Consider the following 17811-nt stretch of genomic DNA (forward strand, 5'->3'; position numbering starts at 1 on the left):
ACCCGGACGAAGGGCCCGGCGAGCTCACTTCGGCGAAGGGATGCTTCCATGCGGGTCGGAGTACTGACCGGGGGCGGCGACTGCCCCGGGCTCAACGCGGTCATCCGCGCCATCGTCCGCAAGGGCGTGCAGGAGTACGGCTACGACTTCACCGGTTTCCGCGACGGCTGGCGCGGACCCCTGGAGGGCGGGACCGTGCCGCTCTCCATACCGGTGGTGCGCGGCATCCTGCCGCGCGGCGGCACCATTCTCGGCTCCTCCCGGACCAACCCGTTCGACGCCGAGTACGCGGGCCAGGGGGTCCGTCGCATCAAGGACAGCCTCGCCAAGTACGAGATCGACCACCTGATCACCATCGGCGGCGAGGACACGCTGGGCGTGGCGGCCAGGCTGTCCGACGAATACGGCGTCAGGTGCGTCGGCGTTCCCAAGACCATCGACAACGACCTCTCCGCCACCGACTACACCTTCGGCTTCGACACCGCCGTCGGTATCGCGACGGAGGCCATCGACCGGCTCCACACCACGGCCGAATCCCATATGCGGGTCCTCGTCGTCGAGGTGATGGGGCGGCACGCGGGCTGGATCGCGCTCCACTCCGGCCTGGCCGGCGGGGCCAACGTCATCCTCATCCCGGAGCAGCGCTTCGACACCGACCAGGTCTGCGAGTGGGTCACCTCCCGCTTCCGGGCGAGCTACGCGCCGATCGTGGTGGTCGCCGAGGGGGCGGCGCCCGCACGGGGCGAGATGATCCTCAAGGACGACTCCCACGACTCCTTCGGACATGTCCGGCTCTCGGGTGTCGGTGAATGGCTCGCCAAGGAGATCGAGCGGCGTACCGGCAAGGAGGCCAGGACCACCGTCCTCGGCCATGTCCAGCGCGGCGGCACACCGAGCGCCTTCGACCGCTGGCTCGCGACCCGCTTCGGGCTGCACGCCATCGACGCGGTGCACGAGGGTGTCTCCGGGGTGATGGTGGCCCTCCAGGGCACGGACATCGTGCGGGTGCCGATCGCGGAGGCCACGGCCCGCCTGAAGACGGTCGACCCCGCCCTGTACGCGGAAGCGGGGGTCTTCTTCGGCTGATTCCCACTCGGCCGGGGAGCCTGCTCCGGCCGAGCGGCGCCCCGGGGGTGCGGGCCGTATATTCGCGAGGACCGGCCCCACCCCCTCACCCGGGAGACGTCGTGGAAATCCTGGCATTCGGCGTGCAGTCCGACGAGAAGCCGCTGATCGAGAAGGCCTTCGCCGGCCTGCACGACGTCCGCTGCCTGGACGTCTTCCTCACCGAGGACACCGCCCCGATCGCCGCGGGCCACGAGATCATCTCCACCAGCGTCAACGCCGACCTCGGCAGCCGCGTCCTGCAGACCCTCGCCGCGGGCGGCACGCAGATGATCGCCCAGCGCTCCACCGGCTTCAACAACATCGACCTCGAGGTCGCCGAACGCCTCGCCCTGCGCGTGGCCCGGGTCTCGTACTACTCGCCCCACTCGGTCGCCGAATTCGCTTGGACGCTGGCCATGGCCGTCAACCGCCGTATCGTCCGCGCGGTGAGCCGCACCCGGGACTTCGACTTCCGGCTCGACGGGCTCCTCGGCCGGGACATGCACGGCCGCACGGCCGGTGTGCTCGGCACCGGGAAGATCGGTGAGGCGTTCACCCGGATCGCCCACGGATTCGGCATGGATCTGCTCGGCTGGGACGTCGCCGAGAACCCCGCCTGCACCGCGCTCGGCATGACGTACGTGGACAAGGAGCAGCTCTTCGCCGAGGCCGACCTGATCAGCCTCCACGTGCCGCTGCTCCCGGCCACCCAGCACATCATCGGCGAGGAAGCCCTGTCGGCGATGAAGGACGACGCCATCCTGGTCAACTCCAGCCGGGGCGGCCTCATCGACACACGTGCGCTCGTCACCGAGCTGCGGGCCGGCCGTTTCACCGGCGTCGGGCTCGATGTCTACGAGGCGGAGGCAGGGCTCTTCTACGTCGACAAGTCCGTGGAGGGCATCGACGACGACACCCTCGCCCGGCTCGTGACCTTCCCCAACGTCATCGTGACCTCGCACCAGGCGTACTACACGCGTGACGCCGTGGGACAGATCATCGACGCCACCGTGCAGAACGTCACCGACTACCTGGCGGGCCGCCGCAGCGACAACTTCCTGGTCCCCGCGCTCCCCGCGCGTTAGCCGGGCGGCCCCGCCCCCGCCCCTTCCTCAGCCGAGCACCGGCAGCGCCGCCAGCAGGCCCGTCACGATCGTGGCGCCGCGCAGCGTCAGCACCGACTCCGGGTGGAACTGCACCGAGGCGAAGCCCCGGCCCCGCAGCGCGTGCAGCTCGCCGGACACCGTGTCCCTGCTCGCCTCGATGCCGTGGGCGCCCAGCTCCGTGGCCGCGGCGTCGTCGCAGAGCGCGGTGAAGCTGTTGTAGAAGCCGACGGTCTCGGGCCTGCCGAACAGGTCGATCCGGGTCTGCGCCCCCTGGTACGGCACGGCCTTCCGCGCGATCTCCAGGCCCAGCTCCGCCGCGATCAGCTCATGGCCGAGGCAGACACCGAGCAGCCCGTGACGGTGTTCCCGCACCAGTTCGGCGGTCAGCCCCCTCAGCAGCCGCATCTTCGGATCGGCCGTGTCGCCCGGATTCCCGGGGCCGGGCCCCAGTACCACCGGCCCCTCGTGCGCCCGCACGGTCTCGCGCAGGCCGGGCTCGTCGTACCGGCGCACCGACACCGTGAGGCCCGAGGAGCGCAGCAGATGCGCCAGCATGGCCGTGAAGGTGTCCTCGCCGTCCACCACCAGCGCATGGCCGGAGAGGTCCCGCGTGCGCTCCTGCATGCGCAGCCAGAAGGGGGCCAGTCCGCCCCGCCGGTCGTCCAGGGCGGCCTGGACCCGCGGATCGGAGGCCAGTCGCGGACGGTTCGCCTCCGACTCCGGCCGGCCCGGCCGGACGCCCAGCGCCGCGAGAACGCCGGCCGCCTTCGCGTGGGTCTCGGCGACCTCACCCGCCGGATCGGAGTGGCGCACGAGCGTGGCCCCCACCGGCACCCGCAGACTGCCGCCCGCCGAGATGTCGGCGGTACGGATCAGGATCGGCGAGTCCAGCGTCTGCGCCCCGCCGGGCTCCCGGCTCACCAGCGCCAGGGCGCCCGCGTAGTAACCGCGGCCTCCCGGCTCGTACCGCTCGATCACCCGGCAGGCGTTCTGGACGGGGGAGCCGGTGACCGTCGCCGCGAACATGGTCTCCTTGAGGACCTCGCGCACATCCAGCGAGGACCGCCCGCGCAGCTCGTACTCCGTGTGCGCGAGATGGGCCATCTCCTTGAGCCGTGGCCCGACCACCACACCGCCCATGTCACCGACGGTGCACATCATCTTGAGCTCCTCGTCGACCACCATGGAGAGCTCCTCGGTCTCCTTGCGGTCGCCGAGGAAGGCCAGCAGGCTCTCGGCGGTCGGCCCCTCGGCCGGGTAGCGGTAGGTCCCGCTGATCGGGTTCATCACGACGGTCCCGCCTGACATCCGCACATGGACCTCAGGACTGGCGCCGACCAGCGTCCGCCCGCCCGTCACCCGCCGCCCCGACGGGGAGGCCCCGGTCCCGCCGCCCCCCGTGTGCACGACGAACGTCCAGTACGCACCGCGCTCACCGGCCAGCAGCCGCCGGAACAGGGCCAGCGCGTCGGCACGGCCGAAGCCGGGGATCTCGCCGCCGAAGGTCCGCCGGATCACGAAGTTCGCGCCCTCGCCCTGCCCGATCTCGTCCTCGATGACCCGCCGGACGATGTCCGCGTACTCCTCGTCGGGGACGTCGAAGGCGCCGTCCTCGACCCGCACGTCGTGGCCGGGCAGGTGCGCGAGCACCTCGGCCAGCGGCAGTTCGTGCACCTCGTCGGCGACCAGCACGGCGAGCGGGGTGCCGTCGTCCCGCACGTCGAATCCGCGCTCGGCGATCTGCCGGAAGGGCACCAGGGCCAGCGAAGGCAGCTCACGCACCGGGATATCGGCGAGCCGGTCCACCTCCAGCACCTCGCCGGTCAGGACCTCGACGGTGTCGTGGTCCCGGCCGGGTGTGCGCCTGCGCAGCAGTGCGAAGGGCGGGGCGTCGTCACGGAGCAGGGCGGACAAGAGGTCGGCGGCACGGTCGGGCTCGGGCATGGGCGTTCCTTCCTGATGGAGGAACGGCTCCCGGCTCCGAAACGCAGAGAAGGCCGCCCCTCGGGCGGCCTTCGCGAAGTCTGTAAGCGCGATGAATCAGCGGGCCGCCGGATGAGCGGTCCACCACCAGTTCTGGGTCGTCTGCGCGAACATGCCACGTACCTTAGCGGAAGTGGTGGACAAACGAGCGCGCGTCTCATTTGTTGAGCGGACGGATGGGACGCACCCGCCGACCCCGTAATGTTGTCAAGGTGACCGTGAACGCCAATACCTCCGTCGCCGGTGGCCACACCTGGCGAGACCTTCCCGCGGCGCAGCAGCCCGAGTACCCCGATGCCGAGGCTCTGCGCGACGTAATCGCGGACCTCGAGTCGTATCCTCCGCTCGTCTTCGCGGGCGAGTGCGACCAGCTGCGCGCCCGCCTGGGAGCCGTCGCCAAGGGCGAGGCGTTCCTGCTGCAGGGCGGCGACTGCGCCGAGGCCTTCGACGCCGTGTCCGCCGAGCACATCCGGGCCAAGCTGAAGACACTGCTCCAGATGAGCGCCGTCCTGACGTACGCGGCCTCCGTGCCGGTCGTCAAGATCGGCCGGATCGCGGGGCAGTACTCCAAGCCGCGCTCCAAGCCGACCGAGACCCGCGACGGCGTGACCCTGCCGACCTACCGCGGCGACTCCGTCAACGGTTTCGAATTCACCGAGGCCTCCCGCGTCCCGGACCCCGAGCGGCTCAAGCAGATGTACCACGCATCCGCTTCCACGCTGAACCTGGTGCGCGCCTTCACCACCGGTGGATACGCGGACCTGCGCCAGGTGCACGCCTGGAACCAGGACTTCGTGAAGTCCTCGCCGTCCGGGCAGCGTTACGAGGCCCTGGCCCGCGAGATCGACAACGCGCTGAACTTCATGAAGGCGTGCGGCACGGACCCGGCCGAATTCAAGGCGGTCGAGTTCTACGCCTCGCACGAGGCGCTGCTGCTGGACTACGAGTCGTCACTGACCCGCACCGACTCGCGGACCGGCCAGCTGTACGACACCTCGGGCCACATGGTCTGGGTCGGTGAGCGCACCCGCCAGATGGACGGCGCGCACATCGAGTTCGCCTCGAAGATCCGCAACCCCATCGGGATCAAGCTCGGCCCGACGACGACCGTCGACGAGGCGCTCGGCTATGTCGACCGCCTCGACCCCGAGCGTGAGCCGGGCCGGCTGACCTTCATCGTCCGCATGGGCGCCGACAAGGTCCGCGACAAGCTCCCCGAGCTGGTCGACAAGGTCACCGCTTCCGGTGCCGCGGTGGTGTGGGTGACCGACCCGATGCACGGCAACACCTTCGAGGCGGCGTCCGGCCACAAGACGCGTCGCTTCGACGACGTCCTGGACGAGGTCAAGGGCTTCTTCGAGGTGCACAAGCAGCTCGGGACGCACCCCGGCGGCATCCACGTCGAGCTCACCGGTGACGACGTCACCGAGTGCGTCGGCGGCGGCCACGAGATCTTCGTGGACGACCTCCACCAGCGCTACGAGACGGCCTGCGACCCGCGCCTCAACCGCAGCCAGTCCCTCGACCTGGCCTTCCTGGTCGCCGAGATGTACCGCGACCAGTAGGGATCACCCGTAGTGACGCCTGTGGGGCACGGATCGATGTGATCCGTGCCCCACAGACGTACCGGGGCTTTTGCGGTCGGGGGCTCGCGGGTAAGGTTAGGTTAGCCTCACCGAGAATTCGGGACGGCGCCAGCGATCGACCCGTCGGGAGGTGAACCGCATGTACGTCTGCTCCTGCTTCGGCATCACGGAGGACCAGGTCAAGCAGCATGCGGACGGCGGAGCGTGCACGCCTCGGCAGATCGCTTCAGCCTGCAAGGCGGGCACCGACTGCGGCGGCTGCGTCCGCAGGATCCAGGCGCTGCTCGGCCGTGGCGACTGCCCGCGCCGCGAGCTCATCGAGGGACGTACGGCGCCGACGGGCGCCCAGGCCGGTGCGCCCGTCGCCCTCGGCGCCACGCCGGACGTGAGACTTTCCGACGCCGCCTGAGAGGCCTTCCCCGGGACCGCCGGGAAACCGTACGGGGCCCTCGGTTGATCAGCTTTCCGGCTGCTCGATCAACTGGGCGATGTAGAGCGGCTCACCGAGCTTCTCGACCAGCTCCAGCTGGGTGTCGAGATAGTCGATGTGGTGCTCCTCGTCCTCGAGGATGGACTCGAAGATGTTCGCGGACGTGATGTCGCCCTTGCCGCGCATCACCTCGATGCCCCGCCTGAGGCGGTCGATCGCCTCCACCTCGACCTGGCGGTCGGCCTGGAACATCTCGGTGACCGTCTGCCCGACCCGTACATGGAAGAGCCGCTGATAGTTGGGCAGCCCGTCCAGGAACAGGATCCGGTCGGTGAGGATCTCCGCGTGCTTCATCTCGTCGAACGATTCGGCCCGGGTGTACTTGGCGAGCTTCGTCCAGCCGAAGTTGTCCTGCATCTTCGCGTGCAGGAAGTACTGATTGATGGCAGTCAATTCGGCGGTCAGCTGTTCGTTGAGGAACTCGAGGACCTCGGGGTCGCCCTGCATCGCAGAGGCTCCTTCCAACCGGTGAACTGGGCATGTTTGCGCGCATCCTCGCATCGCACCAGGCGGTCGTCCAGTAAGTGCATGCTTAGTACGAGTTGCCCGAATCGACTCTCCCCTGGTCATGACCACCCCTGCCTGTCTGTCACCATGGAGGCATGGGTCAGCCGGAAAGCCGGGAACGCGGCACAGCAGAGCAGTCCGGGCTTCCACCGGGGCAGCGGCTGCAGCGTGGCTGGCCCGTCACCCATTACGGGCCCGTGCCCAAGTTCAAACCGGACCGCTGGGAGTTCCGGGTCTTCGGGGCCACGGCCGACGGTGACAAGCACTGCTGGAATCACCAGGAATTCACGGCACTTCCCTTCTCCTCCGTCGTCGCGGACCTCCACTGCGTGACCAAATTCAGCATGCTCGGAGCCGAATGGGGCGGAATCCTCGCCCGCGAGCTCCTGGAACTCGCACCGCCCGGCCCCCAGGTGACGCATGTGATGGTCTGGGCCGAATACGGATTCAGCTCGAATCTCCGGATCGCCGACTTCGCCTCGGACCGGACGCTGTTCGCCACCCACAAGGACGGCGAACTGCTCACCGCCGAACACGGATTTCCGTTGCGCCTGGTCGTGCCGCATCTGTATGCCTGGAAGGGCCCCAAATGGGTCCGGGGCATCGAATACATGACGGCCGACCGCCGTGGGTTCTGGGAAGAGCGCGGCTACCACAACATCGGTGACCCCTGGAGCGAACAGCGCTACTCCTACCAGGAGGAGCTCGGGGACGGTCCCGAGCTCTGAGCCGTCGGGGACACCCGCACGGCAGCGGCTCTCACCCGGCGGCGGAGCCCCGGAGCTCCTTCAGCCGCGCCACGTCGGCCGCATGACCGTCCTTGCCGCCGGGCGTCTCGATGATCAGCGGCACGCCGTCGGTCGCGGGGTGCGTGAACACCTCACGGAACGGCTCGGCGCCGATATGCCCCGCGCCGATGTTCTCGTGCCGGTCCTTGTGGGCGCCCACCACGTCCTTGGAGTCATTGGCGTGGATCAGCTTCAGCCGGCCCTCACCCACGGTGTCCACCAGCAGGTCCAGGGTCTGGCGCATGCCGGCGGGGCCGGTCAGATCGTGGCCCGCAGCGTAGATGTGGCAGGTGTCCAGACAGATTCCCAGCTTGGGGTGGGAGTCCAGGGCCTCGAAATACGGGCCGAAGTCCCAGGTCCGCGAGCACAGCGAGGAGCCCTGCCCGGCGGTCGACTCCAGCAGCAGGAACGGGTCGTCGTCATGGGTCAGCTCGTCCAGCAGCGGGAGCATGTGCGTACGCACCTGGGCGAGGGCCTCGGCGCGCGGGCGTCCACCGGTGGCCGAGCCCGTGTGCACCACCACCCCCAGGGCGCCGATCTCCCTCGCCCGGCGCAGCGAGTGGCGCAGCGACAGGACGGACCGCTCGACGGTGGCCTCGGTGTGCGAGCCGAAATTGATCAGGTACGGGGCGTGGACGTACGCGGGAACCGAGCCGGCCGCGCACTCCGAGCGGAACAGCTCGTCCTGCGCCGGGTTGCCGGGCGGTGTCGCCCAGCCGCGCGGATTGGCGACGAAGACCTGCACGGTCTCCGCCGCCAGCTCCCGGGCGTAGCCGAGTCCGACCTTGGCGAGTCCGCCGGCCACGGGAACGTGACCGCCTATCGGGTTGCGCATGTGCTGCCAGTCCTCGGTGGGTCTACAGGGCCTTGGTCCTGATGGTGATCGTGGAACCTTCGGCGGCCTTCTCGCCGCCCTCGACCGACTGGCTGCCGACCGTGTCGCTGAAGGAGAGGAACGGGCGGTCGACCTTGACCTCGAACCCCGCCTCCTCCAGTGTGCTCCGGGCCTCGTCGACGTCCTTCCCCGTGACATCGGGGACCTGGAGCATGCGCGGGCCCTTGGAGACCGTCAGCTCCACGGTGTCGCCCTCGGCGGCCTCCGCACCGCTGCCGGGCGACTGACGGGCGATCTCGCCCTGCTCCTCCGGGGAGTTGACCCGGTCGGTCAGCACCTTCGTCCTGAGTCCCGCTTCGTCCAGCGCGGCAGTGGCGTCGTCGACGGAGAGGCCGGTGACATCGGGCACGTCGACGGGGCTGCCCTTGCTGACGACCAGGGCCACCGCCGAGTCGGGATGGCGCTCGGTGCCGGCACGGGGATCCGTACGGATCACCTTGCCCCGGTCGATCTCCTCGCTGAACTCCCGCGTCACCATTCCGGGCGCGAGCCCCGACTTCTTCAGCTCACGCCGGGCCTCGGCCAGGGCGAGGCTCTCGACATCGGGAACCTTGACGATCTCCGGGCCGCGCGAGATCACCAGCTTCACCGCGTCGTTGCCCCGGATCCGCTCGCCGGAGCCCGGGTCGCTGCTGATCACCGTGCCGCGCTTCACCGTGTCGCTGTAGGCGCGGTCGACACCCTTCAGATCCAGGCCCTCGTCCGTGAGCCGCTTCTCGGCGGCGCTCTGGGTCTGGCCCAGGACGGAGGGGACCCGGGTGAACTGACCCGAGTTGATGTACCAGACGCCCCCTCCGACCCCCAGCACGAGCAGGACGGCGACGAGCACGGTGAGCATCCCGCGACGGCCGCGCCCGACGAAGGGCCCGCGTCGCCCCCGTCCCGGCTCCCGGGGCGAGGCCGGGGGCATCTCCAGCCGGCTGGTGTGATGAGCGGTGCCCTGGCCGGCCGGGATCACCCTGGGGATCACGCTCGTACGGTCCTCGGCGGCGTCGTGCGCCTCCGCGATGGCCTGCGGGGGCACCGCGTCGAGCTGCTCCTGGGTGAGGGCCGCCCGTATCTCGCGGGACCCGGCGAGCAGGGCCACCGCGTCGGACGGGCGGGCATCGGGGTTGCGGGCGGTGGCCGCGGCCACCAGTTCGTCCAGCCCGGCGGCCAGGCCCGGGACGGCGGCGGACGGCGCGGGGACGTCCTCGTTCAGGTGCTGGTAGATGACCTGGGCCGCGGTGTCCCCGGTGTGGGGCTTGCCGCCGGTCAGCATCTCGTAGAGCACCACACCGCAGGCGTACACGTCGGACCGGGTGTCGGCCGTGCCCTGTTCGATCTGCTCCGGAGCCAGATAGGAGACCGTGCCCAGGAGCGAGCCGGTGGTGTCCGTGGCGGTTCCCACGGCGCGTACGAGGCCGAAGTCGGCGACCTTGACCCGGCCGTCGTCCCCTATCAGGACGTTCTCCGGCTTCATGTCGCGGTGGACGAAGCCCGCGCGGTGCGCGGCGCCGAGGGCGGCCAGCACCGGTTCGAGGATGTCCAGCGCGGCCCGGGGCTGCAGCGCTCCGCGCTCGCGCAGGACATCGCGCAGGGTGCATCCGGCGACGTACTCCATCGCGAGGTACACGTACGCGCCCTGGGCACCCTGGTCGAAGACGGCCACCACGTTCGGATGGGCGAGCCGGGCGACGGACTTGGCCTCGCGGATGAAGCGTTCGACGAACGCGGCGTCGGTCGCCAGCGCCGGGTGCATCACCTTGAGGGCGAGCACCCGGTCGAGCCGGGTGTCCACGGCCCGGTACACCGTGGCCATACCGCCGACGGCGATGCGCGCATCAATGCGATAGCGGCCGTCGAGCAGCTGCCCGACAAGGGGGTCCTGGAGGGTCGTGTCCACGGGGCGAGTCTACGAGCTGCCACGGACACGACGGATGGCCCAGGGTGTCCCGGGGGCCGTTCCGGTGCCGAGCCGTGACAGGGGTATGCACGTGCTGTGACCGGGAGGCCGCCGCGGGTGCCCGGACCTCAGAAGGCCGGGCGCTCCGGGTCCAGCACCGCGCGGCCCTCCGCCGGCGAGGACGCCTCGGCGAAATGGCGGCGCGGGATGCGTCCAGCCCGGTAGGCCAGGCGTCCGCCGTCCACCGCGTGCCGCATGGCCGCCGCCATCAGCTCCGGCTCCTGCGCCCGGGTCACCGCCGAGGCGAGCATCACAGCGGCACAGCCCAGCTCCATCGCCAGCGCCGCGTCCGAGGCGGTCCCGGCGCCGGCGTCGAGGATCACCGGGACCCCGGCCTGCTCGACGATCAGCTGGAAGTTGTGCGGGTTGCGGATGCCGAGCCCGGAGCCGATGGGGGAGCCCAGCGGCATGATCGCCGCGCACCCCACGTCCTGGAGCTTTCGGGCCAGAACCGGGTCGTCATTGGTGTACGGCAGGACCGTGAAACCGTCGTCGACCAGGATCTCGGCGGCGTCCAGCAGCTCGATCGGGTCGGGAAGCAGGGTCCGCTCGTCGGCCACGACCTCCAGCTTGATCCAGTCGGTGCCCAGCGCCTCCCTGGCCAGCCGGGCCGTCAGTACGGCCTCGCCGGCGGTGAAACAGCCCGCGGTGTTCGGCAGGACCTGGATGGAGAGGCGTTCCAGGACGGAGAGCACCGAACCCTGGACGGTCGGGTCGAGCCGGCGCATCGCCACGGTGGTCAGCTCGGTGCCCGAGGCGATCAGGGAGCGTTCCAGCACGTCCAGGCTGGGCGCCCCGCCCGTCCCCATGATCAGCCGGGACGAGAACGTGGCCGGACCGAGGGTGAAGAGATCGTCGGACATGGTCAGCCTCCCTGGACCGCGGTGAGGATCTCGACGCGGTCGCCGTCGGCGAGCACGGTGGCGGACCACTGGCCGCGTGGGACGACGGCCTCGTTGACCGCGGCGGCTACACCGGAGGGAGCCGTGGTCAGCGCCGCGACCAGGGTGTCCAGCGCGGTGCCGGCGGGGAGGGTGCGGTGTTCCCCGTTGACGGACAGGGAGACGTGAACAGGGACGGCGGCGGGCACGGGCTGTGTCATACGGGCTGCTCCTGCGGCGCGGGGGCGGTGTCTTCGGGGGAGGTGGTCCGAGCGGTCTCGGGGGCCGGGGCGAAGCGGCCCGGTGCGAAGGGGCGGCCCAGCTCGGGCAGCTCGCCGGTGGTCAGCACGTGGGCCATCACGTCGCCGGTGACGGGGGTCAGCAGCACCCCGTTGCGGTGGTGCCCGGTGGCGAGATGCAGGCCGGGCAGAGCCGTGGGGCCCAGCATCGGCGCGTTGTCCGGCGACGCGGGCCGCAGACCTGCCCGGGTCTCGGTCAGTGGTAGCTCGGTGATGCCCGGCATCAGCTCATGGGCGTCACGAAGCAGCTCGTACACCCCGCCCGCGGTGACCGTGGTGTCCCAGCCCAGCTCCTCGGTGGTCGCGCCGACCACCAGCTCACCGTCGGCGCGCGGGACCAGGTAGACATGGCTGCCGCGCACCACGGCCCGCACCGTCCGGCTGAGGAAGGGGGCGTACGCGGCAGGCACGGTCAGCCGCAGCACCTGCCCCTTGACCGGGCGTACCGGCGGCACGACGGCCCCGGGCAGCCCGGCGAGCCTGCCGCTGAGGCTGCCGCCGGCGAGCACCACCTGGCCGGCGGCGAGTTCCGTACCGTCCGCCAGTACGGCTCCCGTCGCACGGCCGCCCGTGACGGAGAGCCGCTGGACCCAGGCGCGGCGGAAGACCACGCCCGCCCGCTCGCACGCGGTGACCAGTGCCGAGGCCAGCCGTCGGGGATCCACCTGGTGGTCGCCGTCGACCCGCAGCCCGCCGCGCACACCCGGCGCGAGCATCGGCTCCAGGCGCCGGCACTCACGGCCGCTGAGCCACTCGGACTCCAGCCCCGAACGCTGCTGCAGCGCGTGCAGCTCCCGCAGATGCGCCCGGTCGTCGGAGTCCAGCGCGACGGAGAGGGTGCCGCAGGCGCGGAAGCCGGTCGTCTGCCCGCTCGCCTCCTCCAGCTCGGCCACGAACGCCGGATAGCGCTTGGCGGAGGCCACGTTGAGGCCCAGCAGGGTCTGTTCGCCGTAGTGGAGCTCGGTGACGGCGGCGAGCATCCCGGCCGCCACCTGGGCGGCTCCGCCGCCCGGTTCCGGATCGGCCAGCGTGGTGCGCAGGCCGTGCTGGGCCGACCGCCAGGCGGTGACCAGGCCGATGATGCCGCCTCCGACGACCAGGACGTCGGAACTGTCTGCGGAGATGCGCATGGGCGTCCAGCCCCTCCCTTCGCCGGCATGACCCGGATCAGGTTCGTACGGTCGGAGGCCGGTCAGCCTCCCTCTCAGCCCGGTGCGTCCGGACTCCCGCGAGTGCCTTACGGTGGCCAGCCTAAACCCCACCGCCCGCAGCCAGTAAGGGAGCAGTGCCCGTGGCCCGTTCGCTCGACGGACTCGTCCTCTCGCCGGTCGCCGACCAGGCCCCCGGCCAGGTCGGTACTCTCACCCGGTTCTCGTACCACGAGCGGGACGGCCGGATATGGGCCGAGTACGCGGGCGGTGACGTCGTCCGCGGTCACCTCGTCGGCACCCGGGACGCGGACACCCTGGACTTCCGCTACGTCCAGTTGAAGCAGGACGGAACGACCTCCTCCGGGCACTGCGTCTCGACCGTCACGGACCTGTCCGACGGCAGGGTCCGCCTGGACGAGACATGGGAATGGGAGTCCCAGCAGGGCAGCGGGACGAGCGTGGTGGAAGAGCTCGCGAGCTGACGGCGCATCAGATCGCTAGGGTGGACGGGTGGACGAGCAGACGCAGGACCCGGCAGCGGGAGACCGGCCGCGGGAAGTCGTGATCGTGGGCGCGGGCATGGCCGGCGTGCAGACGGCCGTGGCCCTGCGCGAACAGGGGTTCACGGGCCCGGTCACCCTGATCGGAGCCGAACCGCACCAGCCGTACGACAGGCCTCCCCTGTCCAAGGCGGTACTGCTCGGCAAGGCCGAGGACTCCGCTTTCGACGTCGACTTCGAGTCCCTGGGCATCACTCTGCGCCTGGGGCTCGATGTGGCCGGCCTGCGCGCCGAGGCGCATGAGCTGGACACCCCGGAGGGGCCCGTCGGCTACGACGTGCTGGTCCTCGCCACCGGAGCGGAACCCGTCGGACTGCCGGGTTCCGAGGGCGTGCCCGGCGTCCATCTGCTGCGAACCCTCGACGACGCCGCACGGCTGCGGCCCGTCCTGGAGCGGCAGCACGACGTGGTCGTCGTCGGAGCGGGCTGGATCGGCGCCGAGTTCGCCACCGCGGCCCGTGCCGCCGGCTGCGCGGTCACCGTCGTCGAGGCCGCCGGCCGCCCACTCGCCGGCACGATGCCCGCCGAGGTCGCCGCTCCGATGGCCGGCTGGTACGCCGAGAGCGGAGCCGAACTCCTCACCGGCGCCCGGGTCGCACGCGTCGAACAGGGCGCCGTCCACCTGGCGGACGGCCGGGTGATCCCCGCCGGGGCGGTGGTCGTGGGCATCGGTGCCCGGCCCGCGACCGCGTGGCTCGCGGGCTCGGGCATCGCACTCGGCCCGGACGGCTCGGTCACCACCGACAGCTCGCTGCGCACCTCACTGCCCGATGTCTACGCGGTGGGCGACTGCGCCTCCTTCCCCTCCGCCCGCTACGGTGAGCGGCTCCTGGTCCACCACTGGGACAACGCCCTCCAGGGGCCCCGAACGGTCGCCGCCGCCCTCGCGGACGGTGTCGTCAGGACGTACGACCCGGTGCCCTACTTCTGGTCCGAGCAGTTCGGACGCTTCGTCCAGTACGCCGGACATCACACCGGCGCCGACACGCTGCTGTGGCGGGGCGACCCCGCGGACCCGTCCTGGACGGTCTGCTGGCTGCGGCAAGGGGTCCTGGTGGCCGTGCTGGCCGTCAGCAGGCCCCGCGACCTGGCGCAGGGGCGCAAGCTCGTCGAAGCCGGGGCGCGGATCGATCCGGTGAGGGCCGCCGACTCCTCCGTCCCGCTGAAATCGACGGCGCTCCGGGGGCAGTGACGGCCACGTACGGTCGGCCCGGGTACCGACTGTCGGTCCGGGATGGCACGCTTGTCCCTGTGACCGAGATTGACGCAAAGATCGATGCTCTCGTCCCCGCATGGCTCCACCTTCCCGACATCGCGGAAATGCTCGATGTCGAGGTGACGCGCGTACGGCAGCTGGTCAAGGAAGGCCAGCTCATCGCCGTACGACGTGGTGAGAACCGCGCGCTCCAGGTGCCTGCCGCCTTCATCGACGGCGACAAGGTGGTCAAGGGTCTCGTAGGGACCCTGACGCTCCTGAGGGACGACGGCTACAACGACGAAGAGATGCTGGAATGGCTCTTCACCCCCGACCCGAGCCTGCCCGGAACCCCCGCGCAGGCCCTGAGTGAGAATCGCGGTACGGAGGTGAAGCGCCGCGCCCAGGCGCTCGCCGTCTGACCGGACGACCGTGAGTGGAGTGCGGGCCGTGGCACACGCGGCCCGCACTCCGCCGTTACCGGACTGCCGGCACGGTGATCCATCGACGTACGGGCGATTCGTCGCCGCATCAGAGATCCATCCACGCACCGACGGGGGAATTCATCATGTCCACGCCTCGCAACCAGCTCTCCGGCGCCCGGCTCTACCTGTGCACGGACGCCCGCAAGCGGCAGGGTGATCTCCCCGAGTTCCTCGACGCCGTGCTGGCCAACGGCGTGGACATCGTGCAGTTGCGGGACAAGGGCATGGAGGCGGCCGAGGAGCTCGAACACCTCGCGGTCCTCGCCGACGCCTGCAAGCGCCACGGTGCGCTCCTGGCGGTGAACGACCGGGCGGACGTCGCCCATGCGATCGGCTCCGACGTGCTGCACCTCGGGCAGGGTGATCTGCCCGTGCCCGCCGCCCGTGCCGTCATGGGCGGCGACGCGGTGATCGGCCGCTCCACCCATGCCGAGGCGGAGGTCGACGCGGCCGTCGCGGAGCCGGGGGTCGACTACTTCTGCACGGGCCCCTGCTGGCCCACCCCGACCAAGCCCGGCCGGCACGCCCCGGGCCTCGGCCTCGTGCGCTACGCCGCCTCGCTCGGCACGACGCGTCCCTGGTTCGCCATCGGCGGGATCGACGCCGGCAATCTGGACGAGGTGCTGGACGCCGGCGCACGTCGTGTCGTCGTCGTCCGGGCGATCACCGAGGCGGCGGACCCGGCAGCTGCGGCCGCGTCGCTCGCGCGGCGCATCCGGGCACGCACCGCCTGAACCGGGCGGGCTCGCACCCGCTCGGGGCGGACTGCCCGAAGCGTGTCGCAGGGGCACCGGGACGAAGCTTCGGCGTGAGCATCGGAGGGGTGTCCGAGGGGTGGACAAAATCCACCTCATTCCGGTCAATTCGCCCCCTCTGGTTGGGGTACCGCCGGGCCCTGGTTAACCTCCCAGTATGGCCCTTGGCACACCTTCCACCAGGACAGATCACGCGCGCACCGTGCGTGAGCTGCTCGCGACCGGCGAGACGTCGTTCTCGTTCGAATTCTGGGCGCCCAAGACCGAGAAGGGCGAGCGGAACCTCTGGAACGCCCTGCGCCGTGTCGAGGCCGTGGCACCGAGCTTCGTCTCCGTGACGTACGGGGCCGGGGGTTCGACCCGCGCCGGGACGGTCCGGGCGACCCAGCAGATCGCCGCGGACTCCACGCTCACACCGGTCGCGCACCTCACCGCCGTCGACCATTCGGTCGCCGAGCTGCGCAACATGGTCGGGCAGTACGCCGACGCCGGGATCCGCAACATCCTCGCGGTGCGCGGAGACCCGCCCGGCGACCCGATGGGCGAGTGGATCGAGCACCCGCAGGGCGTGCGGTACGCGGCGGATCTCGTCCGGCTGATCAAGGAAGCCGGCGATTTCTGCGTCGGCGTCGCGGCTTTTCCGGAAATGCATCCGCGGTCCGCCGACTGGGACTCCGACATCGGTCATTTCGTGGACAAGTGCCGCGCCGGTGCCGACTACGCGATCACCCAGATGTTCTTCCATCCGGAAAGCTATCTGCAGATGCGTGACCGTGTGGTCGCTGCGGGTTGCGACACCCCGGTCATTCCCGAGGTGATGCCGCTCACCAGCGTCAAGCAGCTGGAGCGATTCGCGCAGCTCAGCAACGCGTCCCTGCCTTCCTCGCTGAAAGAGCGCATCCTCGCCGCAAAGGACGACCCGGCCGCTGTACGCTCCATTGGCATCGAGTTCGCCACGGAGTTCTGCGCGAAACTGCTCTCCGAGGGTGTCCCGGGGCTGCACTTCATCACGCTCAACAACTCGACGGCGACACTCGAGATCTACGAGAATCTCGGACTGCACAAGCAGTCGTGACCGGCCGTACCCGCCACCAACCGGGGCGGTGGCCGTAGGAGGGGGCGGGCGTGGGCTGGACGGTCCTCTACATCGCATTCGGCATAGTGGCGTTGTGGCTGCTGGGCGAGGTGCTCCTGCAGTACAAGGCGCGCCTGCGCTGGCGTCTGCTCGCCTTCGCCGGTTTCCTCGGTGTGGTCCTCGGTGTTCTTATCCCCTCCGTGCTGGTGATCGTCATCGGGGCGATCGCCTTCGCGACGGGCCAGACGTATGTGACGCTCTCCTTCCGGCGGGGCTTCTCGACCGGCTGGGCCATAGGCGGCAGCCCGGGTGAGAGCCGCCGTCGCCGTGGGGCCGGGGGCCCGGCCGCTCAGGATCCCGTACTCGAGGTCTCGGGCCTGGAGTACGAGGGGGCGTCCCAGCAGGCGGAGGCCGCGCCCGCGGCGGTCTACGCACCGGAGCCGCTGCCGGACGACACCGGGCAGTACGGCATCTACACCGACCCCGCTCCGGCCGGCGGCGGTCACCATCAGGACCAGCACGGCGAACAGCAGCCGCAGTACGCCGCCTACGACCCCTACGGCGGCTACGGCCAGCCGGCCGCCCAGGACTCCTACGGCGGGCAGGGGAGCTACCCCGGCCAGGACACGTACCAGGACCAGGGCACCTACGCGGGCCAGTACGACTACGGCACGGACCAGGCGGGTTACGCCGCCTACTCCGACCCCTACATCGGCACCGGCACCACCGCGGGCACCGGGCAGTACGCCCCGTACGACAGCTACGGCAACGGCTACGACCCCTCATACGGCACCGCGCAGCAGCCCGCGGACCCGTACACCGGGCAGCAGTACGCGGACACCCCGCCGGGCGGGGTGTGGGTTCCGCAGCAGCGCGAGAGCGAGCAGTACCCCCCGCTGCCGCCGGAAGCCCCCGTCCAGCCCGCCCCGTACGGCAACGGATACGACACCGGCCAGAACGAGCAGTACCGCTACTGACCCGCAGGCCGGCCGCCCGATTACCG

Annotated in this window: 19 protein-coding genes and 1 riboswitch; of the genes, 11 read left to right on the forward strand and 8 right to left on the reverse strand. The window is 70.8% G+C overall.

Annotated elements, in window-relative coordinates:
• The first annotated feature begins 48 nt into the window (after positions 1-48).
• Complete coding sequence (locus ACFWFI_RS27440; protein WP_387395043.1) at positions 49-1086, forward strand: 6-phosphofructokinase; 1038 nt, start codon at positions 49-51, stop codon at positions 1084-1086.
• Between the two features lie 101 nt (positions 1087-1187).
• Positions 1188-2192 (forward strand): 2-hydroxyacid dehydrogenase, encoded by a 1005-nt coding sequence (locus ACFWFI_RS27445; protein WP_387395046.1) that lies wholly within the window; start codon positions 1188-1190, stop codon positions 2190-2192.
• 27 nt (positions 2193-2219) lie between these two features.
• Here ACFWFI_RS27445 and ACFWFI_RS27450 read toward each other — a convergent pair whose 3' ends face one another.
• Positions 2220-4157, reverse strand: a complete 1938-nt coding sequence (locus ACFWFI_RS27450; protein ID WP_387395047.1) for an anthranilate synthase family protein — start codon at positions 4155-4157, stop codon at positions 2220-2222.
• Positions 4158-4253: 96 nt separating this feature from the next.
• Positions 4254-4310: a trp operon leader peptide gene (locus ACFWFI_RS27455; protein ID WP_124277238.1), complete on the reverse strand. Its 57-nt coding sequence runs from the start codon at positions 4308-4310 to the stop codon at positions 4254-4256.
• A 104-nt stretch (positions 4311-4414) separates the two neighbouring features.
• On the opposite strand from ACFWFI_RS27455, the gene ACFWFI_RS27460 reads away from it, so the two are divergent.
• Together ACFWFI_RS27460 and ACFWFI_RS27465 are read left to right on the forward strand one after the other, a co-directional pair.
• On the forward strand, positions 4415-5761 hold the full coding sequence (locus tag ACFWFI_RS27460) for a class II 3-deoxy-7-phosphoheptulonate synthase (RefSeq protein ID WP_387395050.1): 1347 nt from the start codon (positions 4415-4417) through the stop codon (positions 5759-5761).
• A 160-nt stretch (positions 5762-5921) separates the two neighbouring features.
• Positions 5922-6191, forward strand: a complete 270-nt coding sequence (locus ACFWFI_RS27465) for a (2Fe-2S)-binding protein (protein WP_387395052.1) — start codon at positions 5922-5924, stop codon at positions 6189-6191.
• Positions 6192-6239: 48 nt separating this feature from the next.
• On the opposite strand, the gene bfr is transcribed toward ACFWFI_RS27465, so the two are convergent.
• Positions 6240-6719, reverse strand: coding sequence for a bacterioferritin (gene bfr / locus ACFWFI_RS27470; RefSeq protein ID WP_387395055.1), 480 nt, complete (start codon positions 6717-6719; stop codon positions 6240-6242).
• A 155-nt stretch (positions 6720-6874) separates the two neighbouring features.
• Between bfr and ACFWFI_RS27475 the strand changes: the two genes are divergently transcribed.
• Positions 6875-7507: a sulfite oxidase-like oxidoreductase gene (locus tag ACFWFI_RS27475; protein WP_387395057.1), complete on the forward strand. Its 633-nt coding sequence runs from the start codon at positions 6875-6877 to the stop codon at positions 7505-7507.
• A gap of 31 nt (positions 7508-7538) precedes the next feature.
• Here the strand turns inward: ACFWFI_RS27475 and ACFWFI_RS27480 are convergent, their stop codons facing one another.
• From ACFWFI_RS27480 to thiO, 5 genes are all read right to left on the reverse strand, one after another.
• On the reverse strand, positions 7539-8402 hold the full coding sequence (locus tag ACFWFI_RS27480) for a deoxyribonuclease IV (RefSeq protein ID WP_387395059.1): 864 nt from the start codon (positions 8400-8402) through the stop codon (positions 7539-7541).
• Between the two features lie 22 nt (positions 8403-8424).
• Positions 8425-10347 (reverse strand): Stk1 family PASTA domain-containing Ser/Thr kinase, encoded by a 1923-nt coding sequence (pknB, locus tag ACFWFI_RS27485; RefSeq protein WP_387395061.1) that lies wholly within the window; start codon positions 10345-10347, stop codon positions 8425-8427.
• Between the two features lie 128 nt (positions 10348-10475).
• On the reverse strand, positions 10476-11270 hold the full coding sequence (locus ACFWFI_RS27490) for a thiazole synthase (RefSeq protein ID WP_387395063.1): 795 nt from the start codon (positions 11268-11270) through the stop codon (positions 10476-10478).
• A 2-nt stretch (positions 11271-11272) separates the two neighbouring features.
• A complete protein-coding gene (gene thiS, locus ACFWFI_RS27495; RefSeq protein ID WP_387395064.1) occupies positions 11273-11509 on the reverse strand; it encodes a sulfur carrier protein ThiS in 237 nt (78 codons plus the stop codon).
• Positions 11506-12717 (reverse strand): glycine oxidase ThiO, encoded by a 1212-nt coding sequence (gene thiO, locus ACFWFI_RS27500; RefSeq protein WP_387395066.1) that lies wholly within the window; start codon positions 12715-12717, stop codon positions 11506-11508. Before thiO ends, thiS begins: the two co-directional genes overlap by 4 nt.
• Positions 12715-12827, reverse strand: a riboswitch (TPP riboswitch). Its footprint overlaps the gene before it by 3 nt.
• Positions 12828-12878: 51 nt before the next feature.
• Here thiO and ACFWFI_RS27505 point away from each other — a divergent pair.
• The 6 genes from ACFWFI_RS27505 (at position 12879) to ACFWFI_RS27530 (ending at position 17785) form a co-directional block, all read left to right on the forward strand.
• Positions 12879-13220, forward strand: coding sequence for a hypothetical protein (locus ACFWFI_RS27505; protein WP_387395068.1), 342 nt, complete (start codon positions 12879-12881; stop codon positions 13218-13220).
• Between the two features lie 28 nt (positions 13221-13248).
• A complete protein-coding gene (locus ACFWFI_RS27510) occupies positions 13249-14490 on the forward strand; it encodes an NAD(P)/FAD-dependent oxidoreductase (RefSeq protein WP_387395070.1) in 1242 nt (413 codons plus the stop codon).
• A gap of 59 nt (positions 14491-14549) precedes the next feature.
• Complete coding sequence (locus ACFWFI_RS27515; protein ID WP_387395072.1) at positions 14550-14915, forward strand: Rv2175c family DNA-binding protein; 366 nt, start codon at positions 14550-14552, stop codon at positions 14913-14915.
• A 146-nt stretch (positions 14916-15061) separates the two neighbouring features.
• Positions 15062-15712 (forward strand): thiamine phosphate synthase, encoded by a 651-nt coding sequence (gene thiE, locus ACFWFI_RS27520; RefSeq protein WP_387395074.1) that lies wholly within the window; start codon positions 15062-15064, stop codon positions 15710-15712.
• A 178-nt stretch (positions 15713-15890) separates the two neighbouring features.
• Positions 15891-16808 (forward strand): methylenetetrahydrofolate reductase [NAD(P)H], encoded by a 918-nt coding sequence (gene metF, locus ACFWFI_RS27525; protein WP_387395076.1) that lies wholly within the window; start codon positions 15891-15893, stop codon positions 16806-16808.
• 50 nt (positions 16809-16858) lie between these two features.
• Positions 16859-17785 (forward strand): hypothetical protein, encoded by a 927-nt coding sequence (locus ACFWFI_RS27530; RefSeq protein WP_387395079.1) that lies wholly within the window; start codon positions 16859-16861, stop codon positions 17783-17785.
• Positions 17786-17811: the final 26 nt, after the last annotated feature.

The organism is Streptomyces sp. NPDC060209, assembly GCF_042728155.1.
Classification (GTDB): Bacteria; Actinomycetota; Actinomycetes; order Streptomycetales; family Streptomycetaceae; genus Streptomyces.

What these genes read in the sequence shown, in the direction of transcription:
- ACFWFI_RS27440 (WP_387395043.1), top strand. Translation starts at nt 49, where the DNA reads ATGCGGGTCGGAGTACTGACCGGGGGCGGCGACTGCCCCGGGCTCAAC.
- ACFWFI_RS27450 (WP_387395047.1), bottom strand. Translation starts at nt 4,157, where the DNA reads ATGCCCGAGCCCGACCGTGCCGCCGACCTCTTGTCCGCCCTGCTCCGT.
- thiE (WP_387395074.1), top strand. Translation starts at nt 15,062, where the DNA reads ATGTCCACGCCTCGCAACCAGCTCTCCGGCGCCCGGCTCTACCTGTGC.
- ACFWFI_RS27480 (WP_387395059.1), bottom strand. Translation starts at nt 8,402, where the DNA reads ATGCGCAACCCGATAGGCGGTCACGTTCCCGTGGCCGGCGGACTCGCC.
- ACFWFI_RS27475 (WP_387395057.1), top strand. Translation starts at nt 6,875, where the DNA reads ATGGGTCAGCCGGAAAGCCGGGAACGCGGCACAGCAGAGCAGTCCGGG.
- ACFWFI_RS27490 (WP_387395063.1), bottom strand. Translation starts at nt 11,270, where the DNA reads ATGTCCGACGATCTCTTCACCCTCGGTCCGGCCACGTTCTCGTCCCGG.
- thiO (WP_387395066.1), bottom strand. Translation starts at nt 12,717, where the DNA reads ATGCGCATCTCCGCAGACAGTTCCGACGTCCTGGTCGTCGGAGGCGGC.
- bfr (WP_387395055.1), bottom strand. Translation starts at nt 6,719, where the DNA reads ATGCAGGGCGACCCCGAGGTCCTCGAGTTCCTCAACGAACAGCTGACC.
- thiS (WP_387395064.1), bottom strand. Translation starts at nt 11,509, where the DNA reads ATGACACAGCCCGTGCCCGCCGCCGTCCCTGTTCACGTCTCCCTGTCC.
- metF (WP_387395076.1), top strand. Translation starts at nt 15,891, where the DNA reads ATGGCCCTTGGCACACCTTCCACCAGGACAGATCACGCGCGCACCGTG.
- ACFWFI_RS27465 (WP_387395052.1), top strand. Translation starts at nt 5,922, where the DNA reads ATGTACGTCTGCTCCTGCTTCGGCATCACGGAGGACCAGGTCAAGCAG.